The sequence below is a fragment of the Actinoplanes sp. NPDC026670 genome (genome assembly GCF_040638175.1).
Lineage (GTDB): Bacteria > Actinomycetota > Actinomycetes > Mycobacteriales > Micromonosporaceae > Actinoplanes.
This window is the reverse complement of record NZ_JBEZXU010000059.1, coordinates 25,454-47,444: the sequence shown is the minus strand read 5'-3', so window position 1 is coordinate 47,444 and position 21,991 is coordinate 25,454. Positions and strand designations below refer to the sequence as shown.

18 protein-coding genes and 1 other RNA gene are annotated in these 21,991 nt (G+C 68.0%); 7 read left to right on the top strand and 12 right to left on the bottom strand.

Going from position 1 to position 21,991, the window contains the following annotated elements; genetic code table 11:
* Window positions 1–65: 65 nt before the first annotated feature.
* The gene (gene panB / locus AB0E94_RS39600) at window positions 66–896 is read left to right on the top strand and encodes a 3-methyl-2-oxobutanoate hydroxymethyltransferase (protein WP_360337171.1); all 831 of its coding nucleotides are present in this window, start codon (window positions 66–68) and stop codon (window positions 894–896) included.
* A gap of 125 nt (window positions 897–1,021) precedes the next feature.
* Here panB and AB0E94_RS39595 read toward each other — a convergent pair whose 3' ends face one another.
* On the bottom strand, window positions 1,022–2,533 hold the full coding sequence (locus AB0E94_RS39595) for an RNB domain-containing ribonuclease (protein ID WP_360337169.1): 1,512 nt from the start codon (window positions 2,531–2,533) through the stop codon (window positions 1,022–1,024).
* Between the two features lie 343 nt (window positions 2,534–2,876).
* Window positions 2,877–6,878, bottom strand: a complete 4,002-nt coding sequence (locus tag AB0E94_RS39590; protein ID WP_360337167.1) for a hypothetical protein — start codon at window positions 6,876–6,878, stop codon at window positions 2,877–2,879.
* Here AB0E94_RS39590 and AB0E94_RS39585 point away from each other — a divergent pair.
* Window positions 6,871–7,062, top strand: a complete 192-nt coding sequence (locus AB0E94_RS39585) for a hypothetical protein (RefSeq protein ID WP_360337165.1) — start codon at window positions 6,871–6,873, stop codon at window positions 7,060–7,062. The two genes, AB0E94_RS39590 and AB0E94_RS39585, sit on opposite strands and share 8 nt — an antisense overlap.
* Window positions 7,063–7,515: 453 nt before the next feature.
* Window positions 7,516–8,859: a hypothetical protein gene (locus tag AB0E94_RS39580; RefSeq protein WP_360337163.1), complete on the top strand. Its 1,344-nt coding sequence runs from the start codon at window positions 7,516–7,518 to the stop codon at window positions 8,857–8,859.
* Between the two features lie 152 nt (window positions 8,860–9,011).
* Here AB0E94_RS39580 and AB0E94_RS39575 read toward each other — a convergent pair whose 3' ends face one another.
* Both AB0E94_RS39575 and AB0E94_RS39570 read right to left on the bottom strand, forming a co-directional pair.
* Window positions 9,012–9,218 (bottom strand): hypothetical protein, encoded by a 207-nt coding sequence (locus tag AB0E94_RS39575; RefSeq protein ID WP_317787870.1) that lies wholly within the window; start codon window positions 9,216–9,218, stop codon window positions 9,012–9,014.
* Between the two features lie 297 nt (window positions 9,219–9,515).
* Window positions 9,516–10,541 carry an aspartate-semialdehyde dehydrogenase gene (locus AB0E94_RS39570; RefSeq protein ID WP_360337161.1) on the bottom strand — a complete coding sequence of 342 codons (1,026 nt, stop codon included), beginning with the start codon at window positions 10,539–10,541 and terminating at the stop codon, window positions 9,516–9,518.
* Between the two features lie 102 nt (window positions 10,542–10,643).
* On the opposite strand from AB0E94_RS39570, the gene AB0E94_RS39565 reads away from it, so the two are divergent.
* Entirely contained in the window at window positions 10,644–11,441 is a 798-nt protein-coding gene (locus AB0E94_RS39565) for a class I SAM-dependent methyltransferase (protein WP_360337159.1), read from the top strand.
* A 3-nt stretch (window positions 11,442–11,444) separates the two neighbouring features.
* Here AB0E94_RS39565 and AB0E94_RS39560 read toward each other — a convergent pair whose 3' ends face one another.
* The 4 genes from AB0E94_RS39560 to AB0E94_RS39545 form a co-directional block, all read right to left on the bottom strand.
* Window positions 11,445–12,029: a M15 family metallopeptidase gene (locus tag AB0E94_RS39560; RefSeq protein WP_360337157.1), complete on the bottom strand. Its 585-nt coding sequence runs from the start codon at window positions 12,027–12,029 to the stop codon at window positions 11,445–11,447.
* A 52-nt stretch (window positions 12,030–12,081) separates the two neighbouring features.
* Complete coding sequence (gene ribA, locus AB0E94_RS39555) at window positions 12,082–12,690, bottom strand: GTP cyclohydrolase II (protein WP_360337155.1); 609 nt, start codon at window positions 12,688–12,690, stop codon at window positions 12,082–12,084.
* Between the two features lie 119 nt (window positions 12,691–12,809).
* A complete protein-coding gene (locus AB0E94_RS39550; protein WP_360337153.1) occupies window positions 12,810–13,718 on the bottom strand; it encodes a threonine/serine dehydratase in 909 nt (302 codons plus the stop codon).
* A gap of 9 nt (window positions 13,719–13,727) precedes the next feature.
* Window positions 13,728–14,786, bottom strand: a complete 1,059-nt coding sequence (locus AB0E94_RS39545) for a type I glyceraldehyde-3-phosphate dehydrogenase (protein WP_360337151.1) — start codon at window positions 14,784–14,786, stop codon at window positions 13,728–13,730.
* A 207-nt stretch (window positions 14,787–14,993) separates the two neighbouring features.
* Here AB0E94_RS39545 and AB0E94_RS39540 point away from each other — a divergent pair, with 207 nt between their 5' ends.
* Complete coding sequence (locus AB0E94_RS39540) at window positions 14,994–15,410, top strand: toll/interleukin-1 receptor domain-containing protein (protein WP_360337149.1); 417 nt, start codon at window positions 14,994–14,996, stop codon at window positions 15,408–15,410.
* A gap of 146 nt (window positions 15,411–15,556) precedes the next feature.
* Here the strand turns inward: AB0E94_RS39540 and AB0E94_RS39535 are convergent, their stop codons facing one another.
* On the bottom strand, window positions 15,557–16,324 hold the full coding sequence (locus AB0E94_RS39535; protein ID WP_360337147.1) for a sulfite exporter TauE/SafE family protein: 768 nt from the start codon (window positions 16,322–16,324) through the stop codon (window positions 15,557–15,559).
* A gap of 352 nt (window positions 16,325–16,676) precedes the next feature.
* Between AB0E94_RS39535 and rnpB the strand changes: the two genes are divergently transcribed.
* Window positions 16,677–17,087, top strand: an RNA gene (gene rnpB, locus AB0E94_RS39530) — RNase P RNA component class A.
* A 450-nt stretch (window positions 17,088–17,537) separates the two neighbouring features.
* A complete protein-coding gene (locus tag AB0E94_RS39525) occupies window positions 17,538–18,356 on the top strand; it encodes a hypothetical protein (protein WP_360337145.1) in 819 nt (272 codons plus the stop codon).
* Window positions 18,357–18,614: 258 nt separating this feature from the next.
* On the opposite strand, the gene AB0E94_RS39520 is transcribed toward AB0E94_RS39525, so the two are convergent.
* The 3 genes from AB0E94_RS39520 to AB0E94_RS39510 all read right to left on the bottom strand — a co-directional run bounded on the left by AB0E94_RS39520 (window position 18,615) and on the right by AB0E94_RS39510 (window position 21,915).
* Window positions 18,615–19,832 carry a hypothetical protein gene (locus AB0E94_RS39520; RefSeq protein ID WP_360337144.1) on the bottom strand — a complete coding sequence of 406 codons (1,218 nt, stop codon included), beginning with the start codon at window positions 19,830–19,832 and terminating at the stop codon, window positions 18,615–18,617.
* 223 nt (window positions 19,833–20,055) lie between these two features.
* Window positions 20,056–20,619: a GNAT family protein gene (locus AB0E94_RS39515; protein WP_360337142.1), complete on the bottom strand. Its 564-nt coding sequence runs from the start codon at window positions 20,617–20,619 to the stop codon at window positions 20,056–20,058.
* A 15-nt stretch (window positions 20,620–20,634) separates the two neighbouring features.
* Window positions 20,635–21,915, bottom strand: coding sequence for a hypothetical protein (locus tag AB0E94_RS39510; RefSeq protein WP_360337140.1), 1,281 nt, complete (start codon window positions 21,913–21,915; stop codon window positions 20,635–20,637).
* Between the last annotated feature and the right edge of the window lie 76 nt (window positions 21,916–21,991).

The window sequence follows — 21,991 nt, the reverse complement described above, 5'->3', positions numbered from 1 at the left end:
TAACGGTGCGACGATGTGCGGACCCGGGGACCGCACACGCGCGGCCTCGAGGGAGGAGAAGCACCATGTCTGAGATCCCCACCCTGTACGGTGGCCCGCCGACCCGCCGGGTCCGCACCCGTGACCTGCTCAACGCCAAGGTCCGGGGCGACCGCTGGCCGATGCTGACGTCCTACGACATGTACACCGCGCAGATCTTCGACCAGTCCGGCGTGCCGGTGCTCCTGGTCGGCGACTCGGCCGCCAACAACGTCTACGGCTACGAGACCACCGTCCCGGTCACCGTCGACGAGTTGTTGCCGCTGGTCCGCGCGGTGGTGCGGGCCACCAAGACCGCGCTGATCGTCGGCGACCTGCCGTTCGGCAGCTACGAGGAGGGCCCCACCCAGGCGCTGCGCACCGCCGTCCGGTTCATGAAGGAGGGCGGCTGCCACGCGGTCAAGCTCGAGGGCGGCCGCCGGATGGCCCCGCAGATCGAGGCGATCACCGGCGCCGGCATCCCGGTGATGGGGCACGTCGGGTTCACCCCGCAGCGCGAGCACGCCATCGGCGGCTACCGGGTCCAGGGCCGGGAGAACGAGGGCGCCGAGGTCATCTCGGACGCCCGGGCGGTCGCTGACGCGGGCGCCTTCGCGGTGGTCCTGGAGATGGTTCCGGGCGACGTCTCCAAGCAGATCACCAAGGAACTGCCGATCCCCACCGTCGGCATCGGCGCCGGCCCCGACACCGACGCGCAGGTGCTGGTCTGGCAGGACATGGCCGGGCTGCGCACCGGCAAGGCGCCGCGCTTCGTGAAGCGTTACGCCGACCTCGCCGGCGCGCTCACCGAGGCGACGCGACAATTCGCGGACGAGGTCCGAAACGGCGAGTTCCCCGCCGCAGAACACACATTCTGATTCGGTACGGGGTCCGCCGCCCACAACCGCAGCGGACCCCGTCCCGCCCGGCCAGGCCCGTCACGAGCGGCCACGACCCTCGCCCGGACAGCCGTGCCCATCCGGCCCGTCCGCCACCGACGGGCTCAGGCGCGTTCGAATCGGACCGTCCGGCTGACCGGATCAGCTGCCGTCAGGCGCACCTGGACCCGCTCGCCGAGCGGCAGGTCCCCGAGACATTTGGCCCGCACGGCCGGCTCGTCCAGCGCGATCGTCCCGCCGGCCGGCCGTTTCCCGTTGGCCTCGTCCCGGTCCAGCACCGCCGCCTCGAACACCTCCCCGACCCGGCCCTGCAACAGCACCGCCTCGGCGAGGTCGATGGCGCCACGGTCGGCCGCACCGGCCACCCGATCGGTCGACGACATCGTCTTCGGCAGCCGGGGCAGCGCACCCAGCACCCACTCGGGAACCTGGCGCCCCTCGTACATCGAAAGACAGACTTCCGTCGCATATCGATCCGCAAGCCGCCTCAGCGGCGCCGTGACGTGCGCATATGGCGCCCCGACCCCACCATGCCCGGCATCCGCCGGCACGCCCAGCATCCCGGCCGAACCCTCCGAGACGGCCTCGCCGCCCTTCACCGAGCCGCTGCCCTGGCCGCTCTCGGCCGGCCTGTCCGCCGGAGCCGCCACGCCGAAGGCCGTGTAGGCAGCGCCGCGCAGCAGTTCAGCGGCCTGGCCGAGGAACGCGGCGCCCCGCGGATCGGCCGGGTCGACGGCCGCGATGACCGCGCCGACCTGCGCCCCGTCCGGCCACCTGATGCCGAGCGGCCCGGCGGCGGCCCGCAGCTTCTCGACGGCCTCCGATTTCGGCCTGGGCATGGTCCGCAGCAGCCCGATCCCGCCGTCCAGCATGATCCGCGCCGCCGCCATGCCGGTGAGCAGCGAGATCTGGGCGTTGTGCTCCTCGATCGCCAGGGGCGCCCGCAGCACCAGCCGCCACCCGTCGCTGTCCCGCTCGACCTCCTGCGAAGGCAGCGGAAGATTCACCGCACCCCGGTCCGCGGCCCGCCGGGCGAGCAGCCCACCGATCTCCGGCAGCAACGTCAGCATCTCCGGCGCGGTCCCCGAACCGATCTGCCCCTGCACCCCGGCATAGTCGAGTTTCGCCCGGCTACAAACCCGGGCCCGCTCCACACGAACGGCAACAGTCTCGCCGTCCCCGTCGAGATCGATCGTCCACACGACGGCGGCCCGATCCCCACCGGGCAGCAGACTGGCCGCCTCCTCGCTGAGCACCGGCGGATGCAACGGAACCCGCCCATCCGGCAGATAAACCGTCTGCCCCCGAGCCCAGCTCTCCGCTTCGAGCGGCCCACCCGGCCGCACATAGGAGGCGACATCGGCGATCGCATAGTGAACCCGATATCCACCTCCGGCCCGCCGGCTCAGATGCATGGCCTGATCGAGATCCCGGGACGTGGCCGGATCGATCGTCACGAACTCGATCGCGGTCCGATCCGTCTCCGGCATCCCCGTGTCCCGGGCAGCAGCGCCGGCCTCAGCCAGCACCACCTCCGGAAACACCTCCGGCAATCCAAGCTCCCGCCGCAGCCCCGAGAAGTCGATCTGAGGCGCCACCACCCGTTTGATCGGCACAGCTAGTTCCTACCAGCCCCACCACCCACGCCGACACACGGCCAAGCCCGCCAGCCGTCGCCCACCACGGAAAACAGCCCCCCAAAACCACGCTGACGTACGGCCGAGCCCGCCAGCCGTCGCCCACCACGGAAAACAGCCCCCCAAAACCACGCTGAACGACGGCTGGCGGGCTCGGCTCGGCCTCAACGCGACGATCTGAGCGCCGGCGGGCGCCTCGCCGACGCCGGGAACCGGCCTTTGACGCTTCAACGGCACTCGGCTGGTCGTGGCGGGAACCTCGGACAGACGGAAGCGCGCCGCCCGGGTGGGATCACCCTCGGCGGCGCGCTTCGTGTTCGGATCAGCGGCGGCGCGCCACCGCCCGGGACGCCTGAACCGGCTCGGACCTGGGCGTGTTCCGAGTGGTCCGGGTGCTTCCCGGTGTGCGACCGGAAGCCCCCGCGTTCGCCCCCGAGCTCCGGGACGCCCGGGTCGTCTTGGCCGCGTTCCCGGTGGTCTTCGCAGTTCCACCAGTCGCCCGGCCTGCTGCGGCCTTGGTCGGCGCGGCTTTCGCGTTCGCTGCCCGGCCAGCGGTGCCCTTCGCCGCGTCGGACCGGCTCCCAGCAGCCTTGCCGGCGGTGGCCTTGGCCACCTTGGCAGTAGTCGCCCGGCCTCCGCCCGCCTTGGCCGCAGTCGCGTCGGCCTTGCTACCGGTGGCCTTCGCCGCGGTTGCCTTGTTGCCGATCGCCTTCGGCGTAGCGGTCCTTGCCCCTGTCGCCTTCGCCGCAGCGGTCCCTGCTCCTGTCGCCTTGGCCGCCGACCTTGAACCGGTCGCCTTGGAGGCCGCGGCTCGGGCATTGGTCGCCTTGGCCGCGGTCGCCTTAGAGGCAGTGGCCTTGGCTGGTGCCGCCTTGGTACCGGTAGTCCTGGCGACAGCCGATTTCGCAGGCGTCGCCTTGGCCGCGGTCGCCCTGCTCCGACCGGCCTTTACCGGGGTTGCCCCAGCCGCCGCCTTGGCGCTGGTGGTCGCGGCCGTCCGGCCTCCGCCAGCCTTGGCCGGAGCTGCCTTAGCCCCTGCGGCCTTGGCACCGGTCGCCTTGGCCGTAGTCGCACTGCCCGCGCCGACCTTGGCCGGAGTCGCTTTAGCCCCCGCGCCCCTGACAGCGGTCGCCTTGGTAGCGGTGACTCTGCCTCCGCCGGTCGTCGCCTTGGCCGCTGCGGTCTTGGTCCCAGTCGACTTAGCTGCCGTCTTGGCGGGCGTTGCCTTGGTGGCGGCCGCCCGTCCTCCGCCAGCCTTAGCCGGAGTCGCCTTGGTCCCGACAGCCCTGGTACCGGTCATCTTGGTGCCCGTGGCCTTGGTACCCGTCGTCTTGGTGCCCGTCGTCTTGGTGCCCGTGGCCTTGGTACCCGTCGCCTTGGTACCCGTCGCCTTGGCGGGTTTAGCTTTGGCGGCCCCGGCTTTCACGGCCTTGCTCGGTGCGGCCGTCTTCATAGCCGTCTTGGCCGCGGTCGACTTTGCCGGCGTCGCCTTCGCTGCCGTCTTCTTGGGCGTCACCGCCTTCTGCGCGGTACCGGTAGCCCCCTGGCCTGCAGCCTTCCGGGCAGTGGCCGCCTTTGTCGTGGCAGCTCCCGTCGTCTTGGCCGGAGCCTTCTTCGCAACTGTCGCCTTGGCAGCGGTACTCGCCGCAGCCTTGGCCGGTGCCTTCTTCGGAGCCGTCGCCTTGGCCGCAGACTTCTTCGCAGGCGCTGCCTGAGCCGCAACCTTCTTCGCAGGCGCCGCCTTCTTCACAAGCGCTGCCTTTGCCGCTTTCGAGCCGGTCGTCTTCGCTCCAGAAACCCTCGTCCCGGGCGTTTTCGCTCCGGTAGTTCCCGCACCGGCCGCCTTCGCGGCGGCCTTCTTCGACGCCGCAGCCCTGGTCACAGATGTTTCCGCTTCGAGCGCAGCAGCGGTCGACCTCGCCGGCGTCGTTCTGCCACCAGCCGCCTTGGTCGCGGTCGCCTTGATTCCCGGCGCCTTGGCGGCAGCCTTCGTCGCACCGGCACCGGCACCGGTCGCCTTCGCCCTACCAGTTTTGGCCCCAGCAGCCTTCGTCGCCGTTGCCTTGGCTCCCGCCGTCGTTGCCTTGACCTCCGTCGCCGTAACCCCTGCCGCTGCCGCCTTGGTCCCCGCCGTCGCCTTCGTCCCCGCTGTCGCCTTGGCCCCCGCTGTCGCCTTGGCCCCCGCTGTCGCCTTGGTCCCCGCCGTTGCCTTGGCCCGCGCAGTCGGCTTGGCCCCCGCAGTCGGCTTGACTCCCGCCGCCTTCGCCCCCGACATCCCGGACCCCGTCGTCTTGGTCGCGGTGCCCGTGGCTCCGGTAGCCTTTCCGGCTGCGGTTCGGCCTCCCCCGCTCGCGATCGACTTGACCGCTGCTGTCCGGGGTCCGCCTGTTCCGGATGCCGCCGTTCCGGTGGCCTTCGTCGCGGTGGTCCTGGCCGTCGCGCCCCGAGTCGTCGCGGATTTCGCCGCGCTACGGCCCTTCGGAACTCCGGTTGCGACGGTATTGGCGGAGCTTCCGTCGGTCAGGGCTGCCCCGCCGACGGTTTCCGCGTTCCTGACCGCGGTTGCCGCGGCTCCAGCAGCCTTGGCAGCCGTCCTAGCAGCGCCCGCCGCCTTGGTCGCCGTGCTCTTCACCGGCACCGCCTTGCCGGACGCCGCCTTACGGGCCGGAGACTTACCGACCGGAGACTTACCGACCGGAGACTTACCGACCGGAGACTTGCTGGCTTCGGCCCTCTTCGTGGCCGCCTTGGTGGCTCGGGTTCCGAACGTCCGGGAGGTTCCCATTCCGGGATCTGTGAGCTCGCCGAGGTCAACCGACTCGCTGTCTTCGAACTCGTCGTCACCGTGTTCGGCGATCACCGGCGCGACGGTGCCTGTCTTGGGCCGGGCAGTCCTGGACGCGGACGAACGCCGCCCGGACGGAACCGGCACGACGATCGCTGTGTCCGCAACGTCGTCCTCCGCCTCAGCGTCCTGATCGTTTTCGGTCGCGAGTTCGTCCTCCTCCTCGTCGTCCTCGTCGAACTCGGAGTCGTCGTCATCGTCGAACTCGGAGTCGTCGTCATCGTCTTCGTCGAACCCGGCGTCGTCGTCCTCGTCTTCGTCGAGCTCGGCGTCGATGTCGTCGGACGGCTGGAAGGTCGCGTCGGCCGAAATCGCTTCCGTGTCCGCCGGGGTCTCCGGCTGGAACTCCTCGTCGTCCGTGGGCAGGTCCAGTTCTCGCCCGTCCGCACTGGACACCCGTGCGAGCGTGGACACCCAGCCGGATTCGACCGCATCGGCGGGACCGGTGTACTCGGGAGCGTCGCCGTCCACAGCGGGTTCCTCGGCGCCGGACTCGAGAGCTTCCAGGTCGGGCCGATCCGCTCCCCACTGGTCGGAGCCCTCGCCCGGCTGCACCGGACCTCGATGCGGCGGGAACCAGCCACCCACGAACGAAACGTCCGGCAGGGACCCGGCGTCGACCTCGTCCTCGTCGTCGTTCGACTCGGATACGTCCTGGCCAGGGTTCATCCGCCCGCCGAAGTACCCGGGTGCCCGGTCCTCGGTGTCGTCGTCCCAGTCGTCTCCGGTGGAGACCGTCACCTGATTCTTCGGCAGATTGCTCATCGCGGCGGCAACCCGCCGCGACCCACCGGCACGGCGTCCCGGGGTGGCCTTCGACATGATCGGTACGGTCATCCCGCCACCTGTGGTTCGACCGGAGGCTTTCCCGGCCGCACCCCGCCCGGACGAGACCACAGCCGTGGAGCCACCGGCGGTCGCGCGGCCGGCCTTCCGACCTGCGGCACGTTCGAGCGCCACCACGTTCCCGACGGTTTTGCCGCCCCTGGCACCGGCCGCGCCGAGCCCAGCGGCCTTCTTCCCGGCCACAGCCGCTCCGGCCGCGCCCTTTGCTGCCGGGATCGCGACGCTCCTACCTGTCTTGGCTCCGGCCAGGCTCCGAGCCGCCGCGCTACTGGACCCGGCACCCTTGGCCGCATTCGCCTTGGCAACATTCGCCTTGACCGCAGTGGCGTTGGCCGCACCCGCCCTAACCGCAGTGGCGTTGACGGCACTCGTCCGGGCCGCTGTCGTCTTGCCCGCTGGGGTCTTACCTGCTGTCGTCTTGCCCGCTGGAGTCTTGCCCACAGGGGTCTTGGTCGCAGGGGTCTTGGCTGCTGAGGTCTTGGTCGCTGTGGTCTTGGCTGCTGAGGTCTTGGTTGCTGGAGTCTTGGCCGCTGAAGTCTTGGCCAGTGCCACCTTTGCTGAGAGAGCGCGGGCCGCCCCAGTCGTCACGTTCTTGCCCGGCGCGGTCTTGGCAGCCGCTGGACCGGTGGCCACCCTCGCGGATCCCTTGGCCTGTGCGGATCTTGTCGTTCCGGCGGCCGACAGTGCCTTTGGCGTCGTTCCAGCAGTCAGGGCTTTGGGTGAGCTCGCCGATTTACCGGCCGGCTTCGAGGTCGTCCTCGTGCCGGCGGATGATGTTGCGCCGCGCTTACCGAATGTCGCCGGTTCCGTCGGCTGACCGCCAACGGTCTTGCTCTTGGCGGCCGTGGCGGCTCGCCCCTTTACTGCTGCGCCGCGGCCCTCGGCACTGGTGGCCGCTCGGGCCGATATGACCCGAGCCGGTTTGCTGGCCGCGAGTACCCGCCCGGCGGGCTTCGTCCCGGCCGGAACTCCAATGGTGGCCTTGCCTCCAGCGCGTGGAGCGGCGACTTTTCCGGAACCGGCCTTCGGGGCGGCGGACTTCGCGGCCCGGACCGACGGCACGGCCACGGACTTCGCGGCCCGGACCGACGGCACGGCCACGGTCTTCGCGGCAACCCGAGCCGACGGGGTGATGGGGGACTTTGCAGCCACCTGAGCCGACGACACAGCAGCAGCTTTCGCAGCGGCCCGACCTGACGGTGCGGCGGCAGACTTCACGGCGGCCCGGACCGAAGGCACGGCGGCAGACTTCGCGGCGGTTCGAGCCGATGTGGCGGCAGACTTCGCGGCGGTTCGAGGCGGCAAGGCGGCGGACTTCGCGGCGGTTCGCGGCATTGAGGCGGCGGACTTCGCGGCGGCCCGGGGCAGCGGGGTGGCAATGGCCTTCGTGGCGGTTCGCGACGAACCTGAGTTCCGCGGTTTGACGATGGCGGCTTCGGCGGCCGGTGCCTTTCGGCTCGTGGCAGCGGTTGTGCCGCGAGCTGCGGGTTTTCCGGCAACTGCGGCAGCTTTTGCCATCGGCTGGACCGGGGACTTCCGGCCGGCTGCAGGGGAAGTCGCATTGACCTGCCTGGCCGCCTGCTTGCCGACGATCTGCTTTCCAGCAGCCTGCTTGCCCAGTGGTGCCTTGATCGCGGGCTGCTCCGTCGGGCTCTGCTTGCCGGACACCGCTTTAGCCCCAGGCTGCTTCACCATGGCCGGCTTGCCCGAGGCCGCCTTCACCGCAGGCTGCTTCACCACGGCCTGCTTGCCGGAGGCCGCCTTCACCGCAGGCTGCTTCACCACGGCCTGCTTGCCGGAGGCCGCCTTGACCCCAGGCTGCTTCACCACGGCCTGCTTGCCGGAGGCCGCCTTGACCCCAGGCTGCTTCACCACGGTCGGCTCGCCGGAGGCTGCCTTGGCTGGGGGCTGCTTCAACGCGGGCTGCTTTGCGGCGGTTGTCTTCAGCGCGGGCGGTTTCGGCTGGGACTTCCTGGCTGCCGGCAGTTTCGAGGGCTGGGCCTGCTTGCCGACTGCAGCATCGACCGGCGTGCGCTTGGTGGCTCGATCGCTCACGGCGCCCTTGGCTGTCGGCGCGGGCGGCTTCCGAGCGGTTGTGATCTTGGTGGTGGCGGCATTCGGCTTGGCCGGCGTGTTGCTGCTCTTCGTCGCAGCGTTCTTGGCCGCGGCGTTCTTGGCCGCGGGAACCTTCGCCGCAGCGATCGCCGTTCCCGGACGGGAGGCGGCAGTGCCCGAGCGCGAAGCGGCGCCCTTGGCCGCGGAGACCGCTGTGCCCGAACGCGAGGCAGCGGCACCCTTACCCGCCGGAGCAGCCGCGACCGAACGCGGGCTTGCCGCGACCGAACGCGGAGTTGCCACAGCCGAACGAGAGTTGGCCGGCGCGGCTGAACGTGGCGTGGCCGTCGAGCGCGGGCCGGCTGAGGCGGCCGAGCGTGAAACGGCGGCAGCCGGGCGTGGGGTGGCTGGGGCTGGGCGGGGCTGGGGGGCGGCGGTGGTGCGGGTGCCCGTACCGGATGGGGTGGTTTTGGGTCGGTGGCCCGTGCCGGAGGCAGCGGGCCTGGTCGGGGCCTTTTTGGCAGCGGGCATCGAGGTGTTCCTCCTTGCGAATGACTGAACGTTCGCCGACGTGGCCGACCGGTTCCGGAACAAGCCGGGGCTCAGCGCGCCGTCAGGTCGGCGAAGTTCATTGCGGGCATGTCTGCGCCGGGAGACTCGCGGCTCCGGCGCGGGGGTGACGGTGAGGGGTCGCCGGAGCGGCGGATTACGTCAGCTGGCTTCCCCTGTCCAGCGGGCGTCCTCGGCATCCCACTCGGCATTGCGCTTCTCGACGGTTTCGAGTGCCCGCGTCGCTTCGTCAGCCGTGGCGTAGGGACCGAGCCGGTATTGAGCGGGGCACACGTCGTCGCCGCTCTCCACCCGTTGGTCGCGGAGGCACCAGAAGTAGCCCGCTCCGCCCAGCCCACTGTCGTTCATTCCATCACTGTGCCGCTAAAATCGGCCAAGCGCTACCGATTCGGGCAAAAAGTCCCAAATTCCCATTGTTAAGCTGAACAAAAGCGCGCCGAAACCGCCACTGCTGGACATATCGGGCACGGCAACACCCGTGAGGCGCACGGATACACCCGTGAGGCGCCTTGGCGCCTCGACGCCGGACCGCGTCGCGCTGGAGTTACGAGACGGGGAAGTTGCGTTCGGGGTACGGGTGGCCGTACCCGAAAAAGAAGAATGCCGCCCGGACCTCGACAGCCGGGCGGCATTTTCGGAGAAGGGTCAGCCGAGTTCGGCGGCGACCAGTTCGGCGATCTGGACCGCGTTGAGGGCCGCGCCCTTGCGGAGGTTGTCGTTGGAGATGAAGAACGACAGACCGTTCTCAGCGGTGGGGTCGACCCGGAAACGGCCCACGTAGGACGGGTCGCGGCCGGCCGCCTGGAGCGGGGTGGGCACGTCGGAGAGCTCGACACCAGGTGCCGAGGCGAGGATCTCGCGGGCTCGCGAAACGCTGACCGGGCGGCTGAAACGGGCGTTGACCTGGATCGAGTGGCCGGTGAAGACCGGCACGCGGACGCAGGTGCCGGAGACCAGCAGGCCGGGCAGGTCGAGGATCTTGCGGCTCTCGTTGCGGAGCTTCTGCTCCTCGTCGGTCTCGTAGCTGCCGTCGTCGACGAACGAGCCGGCCTGCGGGATCACGTTGAACGCGATCGGCTTCGGGAAGACCTTCGACTCGGGGAACTCGACCGCCGAGCCGTCGTGGGTGAGCTCGGTGGCGCGATCGGCGACCTTCTTGATCTGCTCGTCGAGCTCGGCCACACCGGCGAGGCCGGCGCCGCCGACCGCCTGGTACGTGGTGGCGATGAAGGAGACCAGGCCGGCCTCGTCGTGCAGCGGGCGCAGCACCGGCATCGCGGCCATGGTCGTGCAGTTCGGGTTGGCGATGATGCCCTTCGGGCGCACCCGGGCCGCGTCGGGGTTGACCTCGGCGACGACGAGCGGGACGTCCGGGTCCATCCGGTACGCCGACGAGTTGTCGACGATGACCGCGCCGGCCTCGGCGAAGCGTGGCGCGAACTCCTTCGAGCCACCCTTGCCGGCCGAGAAGAGCACGATGTCGAGGCCTGAATAGTCGGCCGTAGCGGTGTCCTCGACGGTCACGTCGCCATCGCCCCACGAGATCGTGCGGCCCGCGCTGCGCGCGGAGGCGAAGAGCCGGAGCTGGGTCACAGGGAACTGGCGCTCGGCCAGGATGCGGCGCATGACGCCGCCCACCTGTCCCGTTGCACCGACGATACCGATCCTCATGACCACCAAACTACGTCCTGAACAGCTGAGCAAGAAATCGCGTTATCCATATAGTGGGAAGACTGTCCCACATTTGAGGAAGATGGTCCTAGCGTCAGACCCATGGCGACCTACACCCATGGACACCACGAGTCGGTCTTGCGCTCACACCGGTGGCGCACCGCAGAGAATTCGGCGGCGTACCTGCTGCCGCATCTTTCCTCCGGATTTTCCCTGCTGGACGTCGGATGCGGCCCCGGCACGATCACGGCCGAGCTGGCCGGACTGGTTGCACCCGGGCGGGTGACCGCCCTGGAGCAGACCGCCGAGGCCCTCGACCTGGCCCGCGCCGAGATCGCGCGGCGCGGCCTGACCGGCGTCGACTTCGCGGTCGGTGACGTGCACGCCCTCGACTTCCCGGACGGCACGTTCGACGTGGTGCACGCCCACCAGGTGCTGCAACACGTGGCCGACCCGGTGGCGGCGCTGCGCGAGATGCGCCGGGTGACGAAGCCCGGTGGGCTGGTCGCGGCGCGGGACAGCGACTATGCGGCGTTCACCTGGTTCCCGGTGCTGCCCGAACTGGACGAGTGGCTGGATCTCTACCAGCGGGTGGCCCGGGGCAACGGCGGCGAGCCCGATGCCGGGCGGCGGCTGCTGTCGTGGGCGCGGGCGGCCGGGTTCACCGATGTCACCGCGACGGCGAGTGTGTGGTGCTTCGCCGATCCCGGGGACCGGGAGTGGTGGGGTGGGATGTGGGAGGAGCGGGTGCTCAACTCGGAGATGGCGGCGACCGCGCTGCACACCGGCGCCGCCGTTCGGGAGGACCTGGAGAGGATCTCGGCCGGCTGGCGTCGCTGGGCCGACGACTCCGACGGCTGGCTGATCATCCCGCACGGGGAGATCCTCTGTAGGGCCTGAAAATCAGGGCCGGAACGCCCAGTGCCACGACTCCCTGGGCACGTTCTCCACGAATCCGTAGTTCTTGGCGTTCTTCCGCATCCAGGAGAGCGCCTCGGAGTTGAGGTCCAGGTCGGTGGCCATGCCCCAGCCGTGTTCGCTGGTGCCGGGCTTGGCCGCCAGACCACCCTGTGAGTAGAGGCCCTTGCGCCGGGCCAGGTCGACCTGTTCGGCGTACGGCCGGTACGAGTCGGTGATGCCGATCTTGACGCCCTGGCTGCGAGCGTCCTCGATCATCCGGTTCAGCTTCTCGGCGGCCGGCGCCCACAGCCTGTGGTTGGTGTTGCCGACCTGGCCGAGCGCCTCCGGCGGGATCTTGCCGTTCCCGTACGCGGCAAGATCCTCCGGGATACCTTTGCTGTTGAGTTTGTAGGCTTTGTCCGAAGCCCCGGTGGATGCGACAGCGCTCTGCAGATGGCTGGCGAAGCTCGCCTGGGCGGGTGTCTCCGTCCGGGCGCGGCCCGTCGTGGTCGTGGCCTGCTGCCCCTGCAGCGCGAGGATCCGGCTCTGGATGTCCGCGATGCGTGAATTCACTCCCTCGATACCCACGCCTTCTCGTTCGGCGCGCCTCAGGGAATCTGAGGCGCAACCGAAGAGAAACTCAGGACGCCGGGGCCAGGTCGATCGTGTGCTGCGTGTGCGCGACCTTCGCCTGCAGGTAGCGGACGTTCGCCGGGGAGGCGTGCACCCCGGTCGGCCGGACCGCGCGCACGTCGACGCCCAGCTCGCGCAACTGCCGGGACTTGTCCGGGTTGTTGGTGAGCAGGTCGACCGACTCGACGCCGAGCGACTCCAGCATCTGGGCGGCGGCGGTGTAGTCACGCTCGTCGTCGGCGTGGCCGAGGGCACGGTTCGCCTCATACGTGTCCATGCCGAGGTCCTGGAGCGCGTAGGCGTCGAGCTTCGCGTACAGCCCGATGCCCCGGCCCTCCTGCCGCAGGTAGAGCAGGTAGCCCCCGGTCTCGGTGATCTGCTCGACGGCCTCGCGCAACTGCGGGCCGCAGTCGCAGCGCTGGGAGCCGAAGACATCGCCGGTCATGCACTCGGAGTGCAATCGGACCAGCGGGGCCTCGGCCTTCGCGACGTCCCCGAGGGCGAGCGCGAGGTGTTCCTTACCGTCGGACAGACCGGTGAAGGTGACGACCTCCGCGGTGGTGCGATACCCATCGGGGAACTCGAGCGGAACGGTGACGCGAGTACGAACCGGCATGCCCTCTCCCTGTGCACTTGATACTTCAAGTACGGATCGACCGTACGCGGCGGTTCATGAGGTGGCCACGGTTGCCGATGGGTCGCCGATCACATCCCGATTTGCCGGAATGCGCACGCTCAGGCCAGCGTGGCCGGATCGGTGTTGGCGCCGCAGAGCAGGACGACCACCCGTTCGCCGGGCGCCGGGCGATAAGCGCCGGTGAGCAGGGCGGCGTAGGCGGCGGCGGTGCCGTGCTCGACCGCGAGCCGGTATTCGTCCCACAACCGGCGGCGGGCCTCGATGATCGCGTTGTCGTCGACGAGGACGGAGTCGATCTTCGACTTTCTGGCCAGATCGAACCCGACATCTCCGATTCTTCGCGCTCCGAGTGAGTCGGCCGCCACGCCGGACACCGGGACGTCGACCGGCTCGCCGGCCTCCAGAGCTGCGAACAGAGCGCGGCAGCCCACCGGCTCGACACCAATTATTCGGACATCTCCGCCTAAGGATGCGATCACGCCGGCTATCAGGCCACCACCGCCCACCGCCACAAGAACGGTGTCGAACCCGCCCGGCAACTGGGACGACAGCTCGAGCCCGAGAGTCCCGTTCCCCGCCACCATCTCCGGATCGTCGTAGGCGTGGCAGAACAACGCCCCGGTCTCCTCAGCACGGACCACCGCGGCCGCGTACGCCTCCGCGTACTCCCGGCCCTCCTGGACCACCCGCGCGCCGAGCTTGCCGAGTTTCGCCACCTTGACCGCCGGCGCCGTGACCGGCACGAACACCTCGGCCGGATGACCCAGCTCACGGGCCGCGTAGGCGGCGGCCAGCCCGGCGTTACCCCCGGAGGCGGCGATCACACCGGCCCCGGACACCGGCCCGGCGAGGATCCGGTTCATCATGCCGCGGGTCTTGAACGAGCCCGCATGCTGCGTGAACTCGAGCTTGAACCACAGGTCCGGCCCGGCGGCGAGCACCGGGGTCCGCCGGACCCGCCCGTCGATACGCTTCGCCGCCGCCCGTACGTCCGCCAGGTCCACCACGTCGCCAGCCTAGGCGACGCTCCAGGAGACCCGGCTCGAGCCGACCGGTAAACGTTCGCCGACCAGGCGCGCCAGGTCCAGTAATCGGTTGGAGAAGCCCCACTCGTTGTCGAACCAGCCGCGCACCTTCACCCCGCCGTCCGCGGTGGTCTGCGTGCCGGACGGGTCGAACAGGCACGACGCCGAGTTGTTCTTGACGTCGATGGAGACCGTCGGGTCCGGGTCGTAGGCGAGGATGCCGCGCAGCGGGCCGGCGGCGGCCTCGGCCATCGCCCGGTTCACCTCCTCGGCGGTCACCGGGCGCCCGGCCTGCCCGGACAGCTCGGCGAGCGAACCGATCGGGGTCGGCACGCAGTAGTAGCTGTAGCGCATCTCGCCGATCTCCGGCAGCGCCACCCGTACCAGGTCACCGACCACGTAGTTGTGCGGGATGATGCTGTCCCCGCCGGCCCGGCCGAGGCGCGGATCGTCCCGGGAGTTGCCGACCGCTGAGTCCTGGACCCGCTGCCAGCCCTGGCTGGCCAGGATGACCGAGGTGTTGACCGCGCTCAGCCCGAACCGGTCGAGCAGCACCTTGGCCATCACGGTCAGCGCGTTCACCCCGCAGGAGGCGGGCGAGACCACGTCGTGGCCGACCGGGTCGTAGCTCTGGTGGTTGGCCCCGAAGACCAGGAACGCGTCCGGGTCGTCGGCGGAGGCGCTGATCACCACCTTGCGGGCGCCACCGTGGCTGATGTGCTTGCGGGCGGTGGTCCCGGCCCGGAACCGGCCGGTGGCCTCGATGACCACGTCGACCCCGTGGTCGGCCCAGGGAATGCGTTCCGGCCGCTCGTGGTGGAACACCCGGATGGCATGATCGTTCACCACCAGGTAGTCACCACGGGCGGTGACCGTGCCGGGGAACGACCCCCGGATGCTGTCGCGCCGGAGGCCGTAGGCCAGCTTCTCCGTCGACGCGATGTCGTTGACCGCGGCGATCTCCACACCAGGATTCGGCACGGAGGCCACGATCCGGGTCAAACTTCGGCCGATCCGACCAAGTCCATTGATCCCGATCGTGACAGTCATCGAGCGCTCCTCGATTTGTGATGCTTTGGCAGCATTCCCCCGCGACTTGGCCTCCCCCGTTCCCACAAGGGTCCACCCGGAGTCACGACACCGACACTATGAGTTGTGCAAGTTGCACGTCAACGGACGACATTCTCACACCACGCCATCGAAGGATTACCCAAACCCCATCGAGCACTGTGGAGCCCGGTCCGGCATGCTGGGATCGTGCCCGTGCTCGTCTCCCACTCCCCCGCCGACGAACCATGGGCACATTGGATCTCCGTCTCCCTCCGCGCGGCCGGCCACGAGGTGCGTCTCGACCCCGCCGACAGCGCCTTCGCGAGCCGCCTCGCCGAGGGCCGTTTCAGCAGCACCGGCCCGGTTCTGGTGCTGCTGTCGGCCGAGCATCGCGGCACGCCCGGCGACTGGGCTCTGCTCGCCGCGGCGTCCACACTCGTCGGTCGTCTCATCGCCCTGCGCCTCGACGGCGACGAGGCGCCACGCGCCCTCCGCGCCATCCCCTGCCGCAGCCTTCACGGCCTCGACGAGGAGGACGCCCTCGAACTCGTCCTGGCCGTCGCCGGCGGCATCCGCCGGGAAAAACTCCGGACGAGAGGTTTGCCCACCGGTTCCCGGTGGTAAGCGATCGGCCGTCCAAGCAGACCCCCGCAGCGGTACGCCGTAAGCACCCCCTTTCCCCTCAGGACGCCCCACCCGGCCGTGCCGACCTACGGTCCGAACCGCACCACACCCCGGCACACGTTCAGGGGAGGGCTGCGGATCGGAAGTCAGGCGGTAGAGGCGCGGTAGAAGAGGAGCAGGCCGATCGTGGTGCCGAACGTGACGATCACGTATCGGAGGACCCGCTGGGACAGGCGGCGGGCGAGACGCGCTCCGGCGTACCCTCCGATGATCGTGGCCGGTGCGAGCGTCGCCGCGGCAGCCCAATCGACCCGCGCGAACGTCGCGAAGACCAGCAGCGTCACCAGGCCGACCGTGGCCGACAGGACGTTCTTGAGCGCGTTGATCCGCCGCAGCGGTTCGTCGAGGATCAGCGCGAGAGCCGCCACGTACATCACCCCGAGCGCCGCACCGAAGTAGCCCCCGTAGATCGCCCCGGCGAACACCACACACCGCAACGTCACCGCGGCCCGGCGCGGCGACATGCTCCGCGGATGCCCGACCAGCGCACGCAGCCGCTCCTGGAAGGCCAGCGTCGCCGCCGCCCCCAGCACCAGAAACGGCACGATCACCTCGAACGCCCGGGCCGACGTGAGCAGGAGCAGCGCACACCCTGCCGCCGAGCCGGCCACCGCCGCCGGAACGGTCGCCCACACCCGCTGCCGTTGCCCGGCGAGATCGACCCGGCTACCGGCGACGCTCGACACATATCCGGGGAACACCGAGACCGAATTGGTGACGTTCGCATCGACCGACGGCAGTCCGATAACGATCAGGCTGGGAAACGTGATCAGCGATCCACCGCCGGCGATCGCGTTCATCGCCCCGGCCGCGAATCCGGCCACCACCAGCAGCAAGATCTCCGTGGCATCCATGGTGCAGCCGACCCTACGGCCATCCTCGCCCACCGGCCCGGTGATCTTCACCCCTCCTCACCGCGAGCCACCGAAGGTCCGCCGGCTCGGCGTCCCAGGCAAAACCGCCAGCCGTCGCTCAGCACCGGAATGCGGGCGGCTTTACCGTGCTGGGCGACGGCCGGTGGGCCGGGCGACGGCCGGTGAGCGGCGCGCGGGCCGGGCGACGGCTGGTGGGCAGCGCGGGCCGGACGGCGGCTGGTGGGCAGCGCGGGCCGGACGGCGGCTGGTGGGCAGCGCGGGCTGTTCGGCGGCGGTGGGACCGGGGGCGGGAGGCGGGATCGGGCGGCACGTAGGATTGCGGCGCGACGGACGAGTCGGCTGGGCGGCCGCGTCGGCACCCGCGAGGGTGTCGCCGAGGAACGTCCGGACTCCGCAGAGCAGGGTGGTTGTTAACGGCAACCCGGGGCGACCCGCGGGAAAGTGCCACAGAAAACAGACCGCCGGCGGCGTACCACGTACGGCGTCGGTAAGGGTGAAACGGTGAGGTAAGAGCTCACCAGCACCCCGGGTGACCGGGGTGGCTCGGTAAACCCCACCCGGAGCAAGGCCAAGCAAGGCCCGAGCCGCAAGGCGAGGGCCGGCGCAGGCGTCTGAGGGCTGCTCGCCCGAGCCTGCGGGTAGGCTGCTCGAGCCTGCCGGCAACGGCAGGCCTAGATGGATGGCCGCCACCGGAGACCACGGTCCCCGGAAACAGAATCCGGCGTACAGGCCGACTCGTCCGCCGCCCTCAAGGTCACGATCACCGGGGCGGCGCTGACCTCTCCTTATATATAGGCGTTGCTGGGCAACATCAGTCAGCGTTGGTTGCCGTCGGACGCCCTGGCCACGCCCTGACGCCCTGACGACGCCCTCAGTAACCCTCCCGAGGGGGTCATCCCGGTCGCCTGGGCTCCGCCATGCCGGGCCGTCGGCCGGACGTCAAATAGCCCCACCGTTTGACGTCCGGCCGACGGGCTGGCATCCCTTCGGGCAGGCGACTGGGATGGCACCCGACCCACCGCAACCAACACTCTCCGTCAGCAGCCGCGTTTCCGTCATCCCGGGAGCCAGCCCGTCCGGCGAGGACCCCGTGCCCGCACACCCAGAAAGTGTCAGCCTCTGGGGCCAACTACGGGGTGCCCTCTCCAGGGAGGTCCTTGACCGCCGCTCGGTTCCACAAGAACCTGTATCGATGGAAGATAATTCAGCGGTAGGGACGCACGTCGTGGTGATCCCGGCCGCGAGGCTCGACCTGGCGGTTGAACGGCTCCTCTCCCTCGGCACCGACGCGCTTCGTCACCTTAAAGTCAAAAGTGGTGAGCCTCTAGCCGCGATTCTGCTGACGGCATTCCTGGGAGTGCCGCCACTTAAGATCGACGAAGCCGGAGGAGTCGATTTCGCATTTAGTATCAACATTGACGACCAAGGTAAGCGGATCTTCTCACGATGGCCTTCCGTGGCCTTTGAGGCAAAATCTCTGGCGGGCGGCTTCCGTCGCCAGTTCGCTCAGATGGAGAAGCTTGAGCGCGACGGGGGCAGCTCGATCGGCACGGAGACCTCCGTGATCATCCGAACAGCCAGTGACATCCTCACAGAGGGCTTTCCGCAGATCAGGGAGGCGGCTAGACAGCTAGACCTTAAGATCAGCGAAGAATGTTCGCGTAACGCATTTCTGATCATTCACCCGTTTGAGCATTTCGCAGTTGAGACAGTCAGTTCCCATGTAATGGCGCCGCATCTGCCAGCCATACCTTCCGACATCAACTTGGATAGCGTTTGGGTACTCTGGTTTCCCGACCACCTAACCATGTGGTCGAAGGAGCGGCAGGAATGGATCGAGCTTATTTTCACCGCCTTCAATCCAGAGGACCCGGACTCTGACGAATACCGCGATCCAGATCTGACTGCTCTTCAGATCGCCAGTTCACGGATGCTTTCGGTCCTGACACACAGGCATGGCGACCCCTATAACTTCAGCCTGACGGCTGGCCCCAGAAATGACAATCCGTGAGCCCTCAACTTGCCTCGCTTGGCAAGTCGAGGGCTTTCTCGCGTTCCGCGCCTGGCGCCGGGCTGGAACCGTCGGCGCCGCCGCGCAGCAGAGGCGTCCGGCGGCGGGCCTTCGGCCCGGCCCTGCTAGGCGGCGCGAGCGGCTCGCGAAGCGGGCCGCCTTGAACTCGTATAGAAAGTTCTCACAAGCAACCTGACGGAGTAACAACCTGTCAGGATCTGCACCTGCCGTAGGCTGAAGTGCGTTACAGGATCACGCTCAAGGTATTTGCCAGGTTTTCAGGATGGATGCGTCATTCGCTTCTTTGCCGTCCCAGTTTTCGAAGCTAGGATATTTAAGCGCCATCCTTATCCATTCGTACCGCTCAGACTCGCTAGGATCAAGCCTCTCTTGCTGCGGCAGGTACCATCCGTCGAATGCTAGGACGATTCCGTCATGGTCGACCAGCACCCATGCAGCCCTTTCCGAGGCACCCCCTTGCAGAACTGCCATGCAGGCACCGATTTGCTTTTCCCGCAAAGAACGGAATACGTATCGAGGGTATCCCGGCATTCGGGTAGCGTTCCAGGAACCAATACGACTAACTCGAATCACCTCTTTGATACACCTCAACCCATCATCGGGACTTGCCGTGAGTGCCTCACTTCGGATTGGCGAGCCATCCGGACCAAGAGCCACCCACCATCCGGCCTGAATTGAATCAAGACCGGATATCAAACCTGCGGCGCCGTCGTCCTGCGTCGATATCACCACCGGCACGAAGTTTTCCCTCACCAGGTCCCGAACTCCGGAGTACTCAAGGAATCGACTAACAGAATCAGCAAAGCGCTGACGCTCCGATGGCTCGTCACCATATAGCAAAACCAACGTAAGTAGTCCACGATCACTCGCTTCAGCTAGCGCAGAATGCAGCGTGAGGTGCGGACTTCGCATAAAGTATTGATCGGAAATCACCTCGCCAAATTCGCTCGAACGCGGGACACCGTAAGGTACGCCTGCTCGCTGGCGCCACATCGCAGCAGAGTTGGGCATAAACCGCAGGGCCAGCATGAAACCACCGGCGCTCGGGAGCAGTTCGCGCTCAATAGACGCCGAATCGTAGATAACAACATGATCCTGCGCACTCAATATATCACTAAGTCCACTAGTGCAAATTGTTGAGTAGAATCCCATAAATCCATTACAATTGTGAACCTTTAAGCGCTCCCCAATGTTTATCTCATGATTCGGACCGACCGACTTGCCGGAAGGCGCGAAATGTTTGCAACTAACTAGCCAGCGAAGGCGCGTCTCTCCGCCCGGACCTAAGCGAACCTCCTCGACGATGAGGTCCCGGCCTCCGTCAGCACCTCGGTCGGGACCAGAAATAATTTGAAAGCCCTTCCATTTCAGAAACTCACGGGCAAAAAGCTCCCAGTCATCTCGTCTGGGACCGGCGTTCGCCGCCGGAATCTCGCTGAAATCGAGGGCACCCACTAGCGTCGATCCTCTCCTAGACAGGAAACCTGGAATTACCGTACAGCCGCCAGAACAAACCGCGCTAGGCTAGCCAACCAAGACTAGAATTACCCGCAACGCCAGAGGTTATACTGACTGCGACATACTGGATTCTGTCCGCAATTTCGCAACCCAGTTCGGCCGAGTAAACTGGCCTGGACGAAATCTAGGAGCCCTCACCCAAAGTGCGATCGGCAGCTTGTCACAGTTTGCCTGAAGGCAAAGACGCGGACCGCTGCTTCCATTCGTCAGCCAAGACGGAGTAAAGGAGGGAGTCTCGCCAAGCTCCGTTGGTGAAAACGTGATGCCGTATATGACCCTCGTACTGCATGCCCAGCTTGAGTGCCACTGCGATAGATGACTCGTTGTCGGGAGCGATAGCGGCTGAGATGCGGTGAAGACCAAGCGTTGTGAGTCCGAAGTTCGTGAGCGTTTCAGCCGCATCAGTTGCGTATCCATGCCCCCAGTGGTCTGCCGCGATGGCATATCCCAGCTTCGCTGCTTTGACCCCGTTGAACCCAAGTCGGCAGAATCCGACGAACTGGTCGTCCGCTGTCACAGCAAGGTAATACTCGTTGCGGGGTTGGAGCTTGGCTCGCTCCATGGCACCGCTGATCATGGCCTCCGCTTCGGCCTCGCTGCGGTTGTCGTAGGAGAGCCACCGCGTGACTCGGTCGTCGCCTACGACGCACAAAGAAGCGGCCGCGTCCTCCTTCCGGAATTCCCGGAGCTGGACGACACGGCCGCTGAGTTCTACGGGGTACATGCCCCCGATCTTGCCCTATCTCGGCAGGGACCTCAGAGGGGTAGCGGTGAAGTCTTCGATGTGCTCGATCATGTCGGTGGCCTCGGCAGCGAGGCCCGCCCGGCTCACGGCCTGGTGGACTCGCTGAACCGAGTTGATGATGCCGTTGATGCGCTGGCTCGGCTCCAGGTCGAGCACCGGGGACACCGCCTCATAGGCTCCCTCGATCTCACCAGCGGCGATCCGTGCAATGGCGAGATCAGCCTGCGAGCCGGCCTGGTCGCCGAACGCCCACGCGGGATCACGACGATCGACGTAGGCAGCGACCGCCCGCTCGGCGTAGGTGAGAGCCTGCTCATGGCCGGGCAGCCAGGCCAAGGCGTCAGCGGCGTAGTACACGGTCCTCGGCTGGTTAAAGGTGCAGATCCCGCCCAGCTCGTCCATCTCGTCAGGCTCGACGTGATTCCACGCTTCCTCTGCCGCCTGGATTGCCGTCATCGCCTTCTCGCTGTTACCGAGAGCGGCGTACGCACGAGCGGCACTGACCGGTAGCCAGACGGACGCGGTTCCGTTACTGCGTGACGCGAACACGGTTCCCATCTCGGCGTAGCGCACCGATTCCGCGTACCGCCCGGCCCAGTAGGCGACGAGCGACTGAAGGCCGCGAAGCCAAGCCCGAAGGCCGTTGTGATCGGCCTGGTCGGCGCACAGGATCGCGGTACGAGCCTGCAACATCGCCGCGTGAGGATCAGCCAGGTCATGCGATGCCTTCGCCAGGAGACCGCTGGTCACGCTGGCGAGGAAGTGGAGCTGACGGGCCTGCTGAGGCGTCTGACGCCGCTCCAGCAGGGTGAACAGAGTGTCTTGCGTCTCCGCGAGGTCGCCCAGAATCTCGGGCAAAGCTCGCTGCGGGTACGCCAGCGCCAGACGCTGAACGTCGTCCCGCAACTGGTCGACGGCCTCCGGGGTAGTGCTCTCGGAGGTGAGTAGCGCGAATCGACGGGCTCGGTCGGCTGCCATGGCGAGGATGCTCCTTTCGTTGCCGGGAGACGGCAGCACCAATGAGCTGTCATTCGCCGGCGGCGTGGTGACTTCGAGAGCCGGATGGCAGGGACGGAGCAGTTCCTCCAGTGACATCCCGAACATCGCCTGAAGCGCACGCCGCGTTGCGGGTGTCGCTCCGGTCGATCCCCTCTCACCGCGGGCCAGTCGGCCGAGGTGCCGGGCGCTGATCGTGGCGCGCTCGTCCAGGCGTGAGAACTCGACGACCATCTCTTCGTAGGTCCGGTTCCGCTGCTGGATGAGGTGCTCGAGCACGGTGCGAGGTTCGGGACGCGATCTGGACACGCTGTCTATCCCCTCCCTGTCTCTTCCGGTTCTTTCCTCGACGGTG

What these genes read in the sequence shown, in the direction of transcription:
- AB0E94_RS39565 (WP_360337159.1), top strand. Translation starts at nt 10,644, where the DNA reads ATGGCGACCTACACCCATGGACACCACGAGTCGGTCTTGCGCTCACAC.
- panB (WP_360337171.1), top strand. Translation starts at nt 66, where the DNA reads ATGTCTGAGATCCCCACCCTGTACGGTGGCCCGCCGACCCGCCGGGTC.
- AB0E94_RS39535 (WP_360337147.1), bottom strand. Translation starts at nt 16,324, where the DNA reads ATGGATGCCACGGAGATCTTGCTGCTGGTGGTGGCCGGATTCGCGGCC.
- AB0E94_RS39545 (WP_360337151.1), bottom strand. Translation starts at nt 14,786, where the DNA reads ATGACTGTCACGATCGGGATCAATGGACTTGGTCGGATCGGCCGAAGT.
- AB0E94_RS39525 (WP_360337145.1), top strand. Translation starts at nt 17,538, where the DNA reads ATGGAAGATAATTCAGCGGTAGGGACGCACGTCGTGGTGATCCCGGCC.
- AB0E94_RS39570 (WP_360337161.1), bottom strand. Translation starts at nt 10,541, where the DNA reads ATGAGGATCGGTATCGTCGGTGCAACGGGACAGGTGGGCGGCGTCATG.
- AB0E94_RS39575 (WP_317787870.1), bottom strand. Translation starts at nt 9,218, where the DNA reads ATGAACGACAGTGGGCTGGGCGGAGCGGGCTACTTCTGGTGCCTCCGC.
- AB0E94_RS39515 (WP_360337142.1), bottom strand. Translation starts at nt 20,619, where the DNA reads ATGTACCCCGTAGAACTCAGCGGCCGTGTCGTCCAGCTCCGGGAATTC.
- ribA (WP_360337155.1), bottom strand. Translation starts at nt 12,690, where the DNA reads ATGCCGGTTCGTACTCGCGTCACCGTTCCGCTCGAGTTCCCCGATGGG.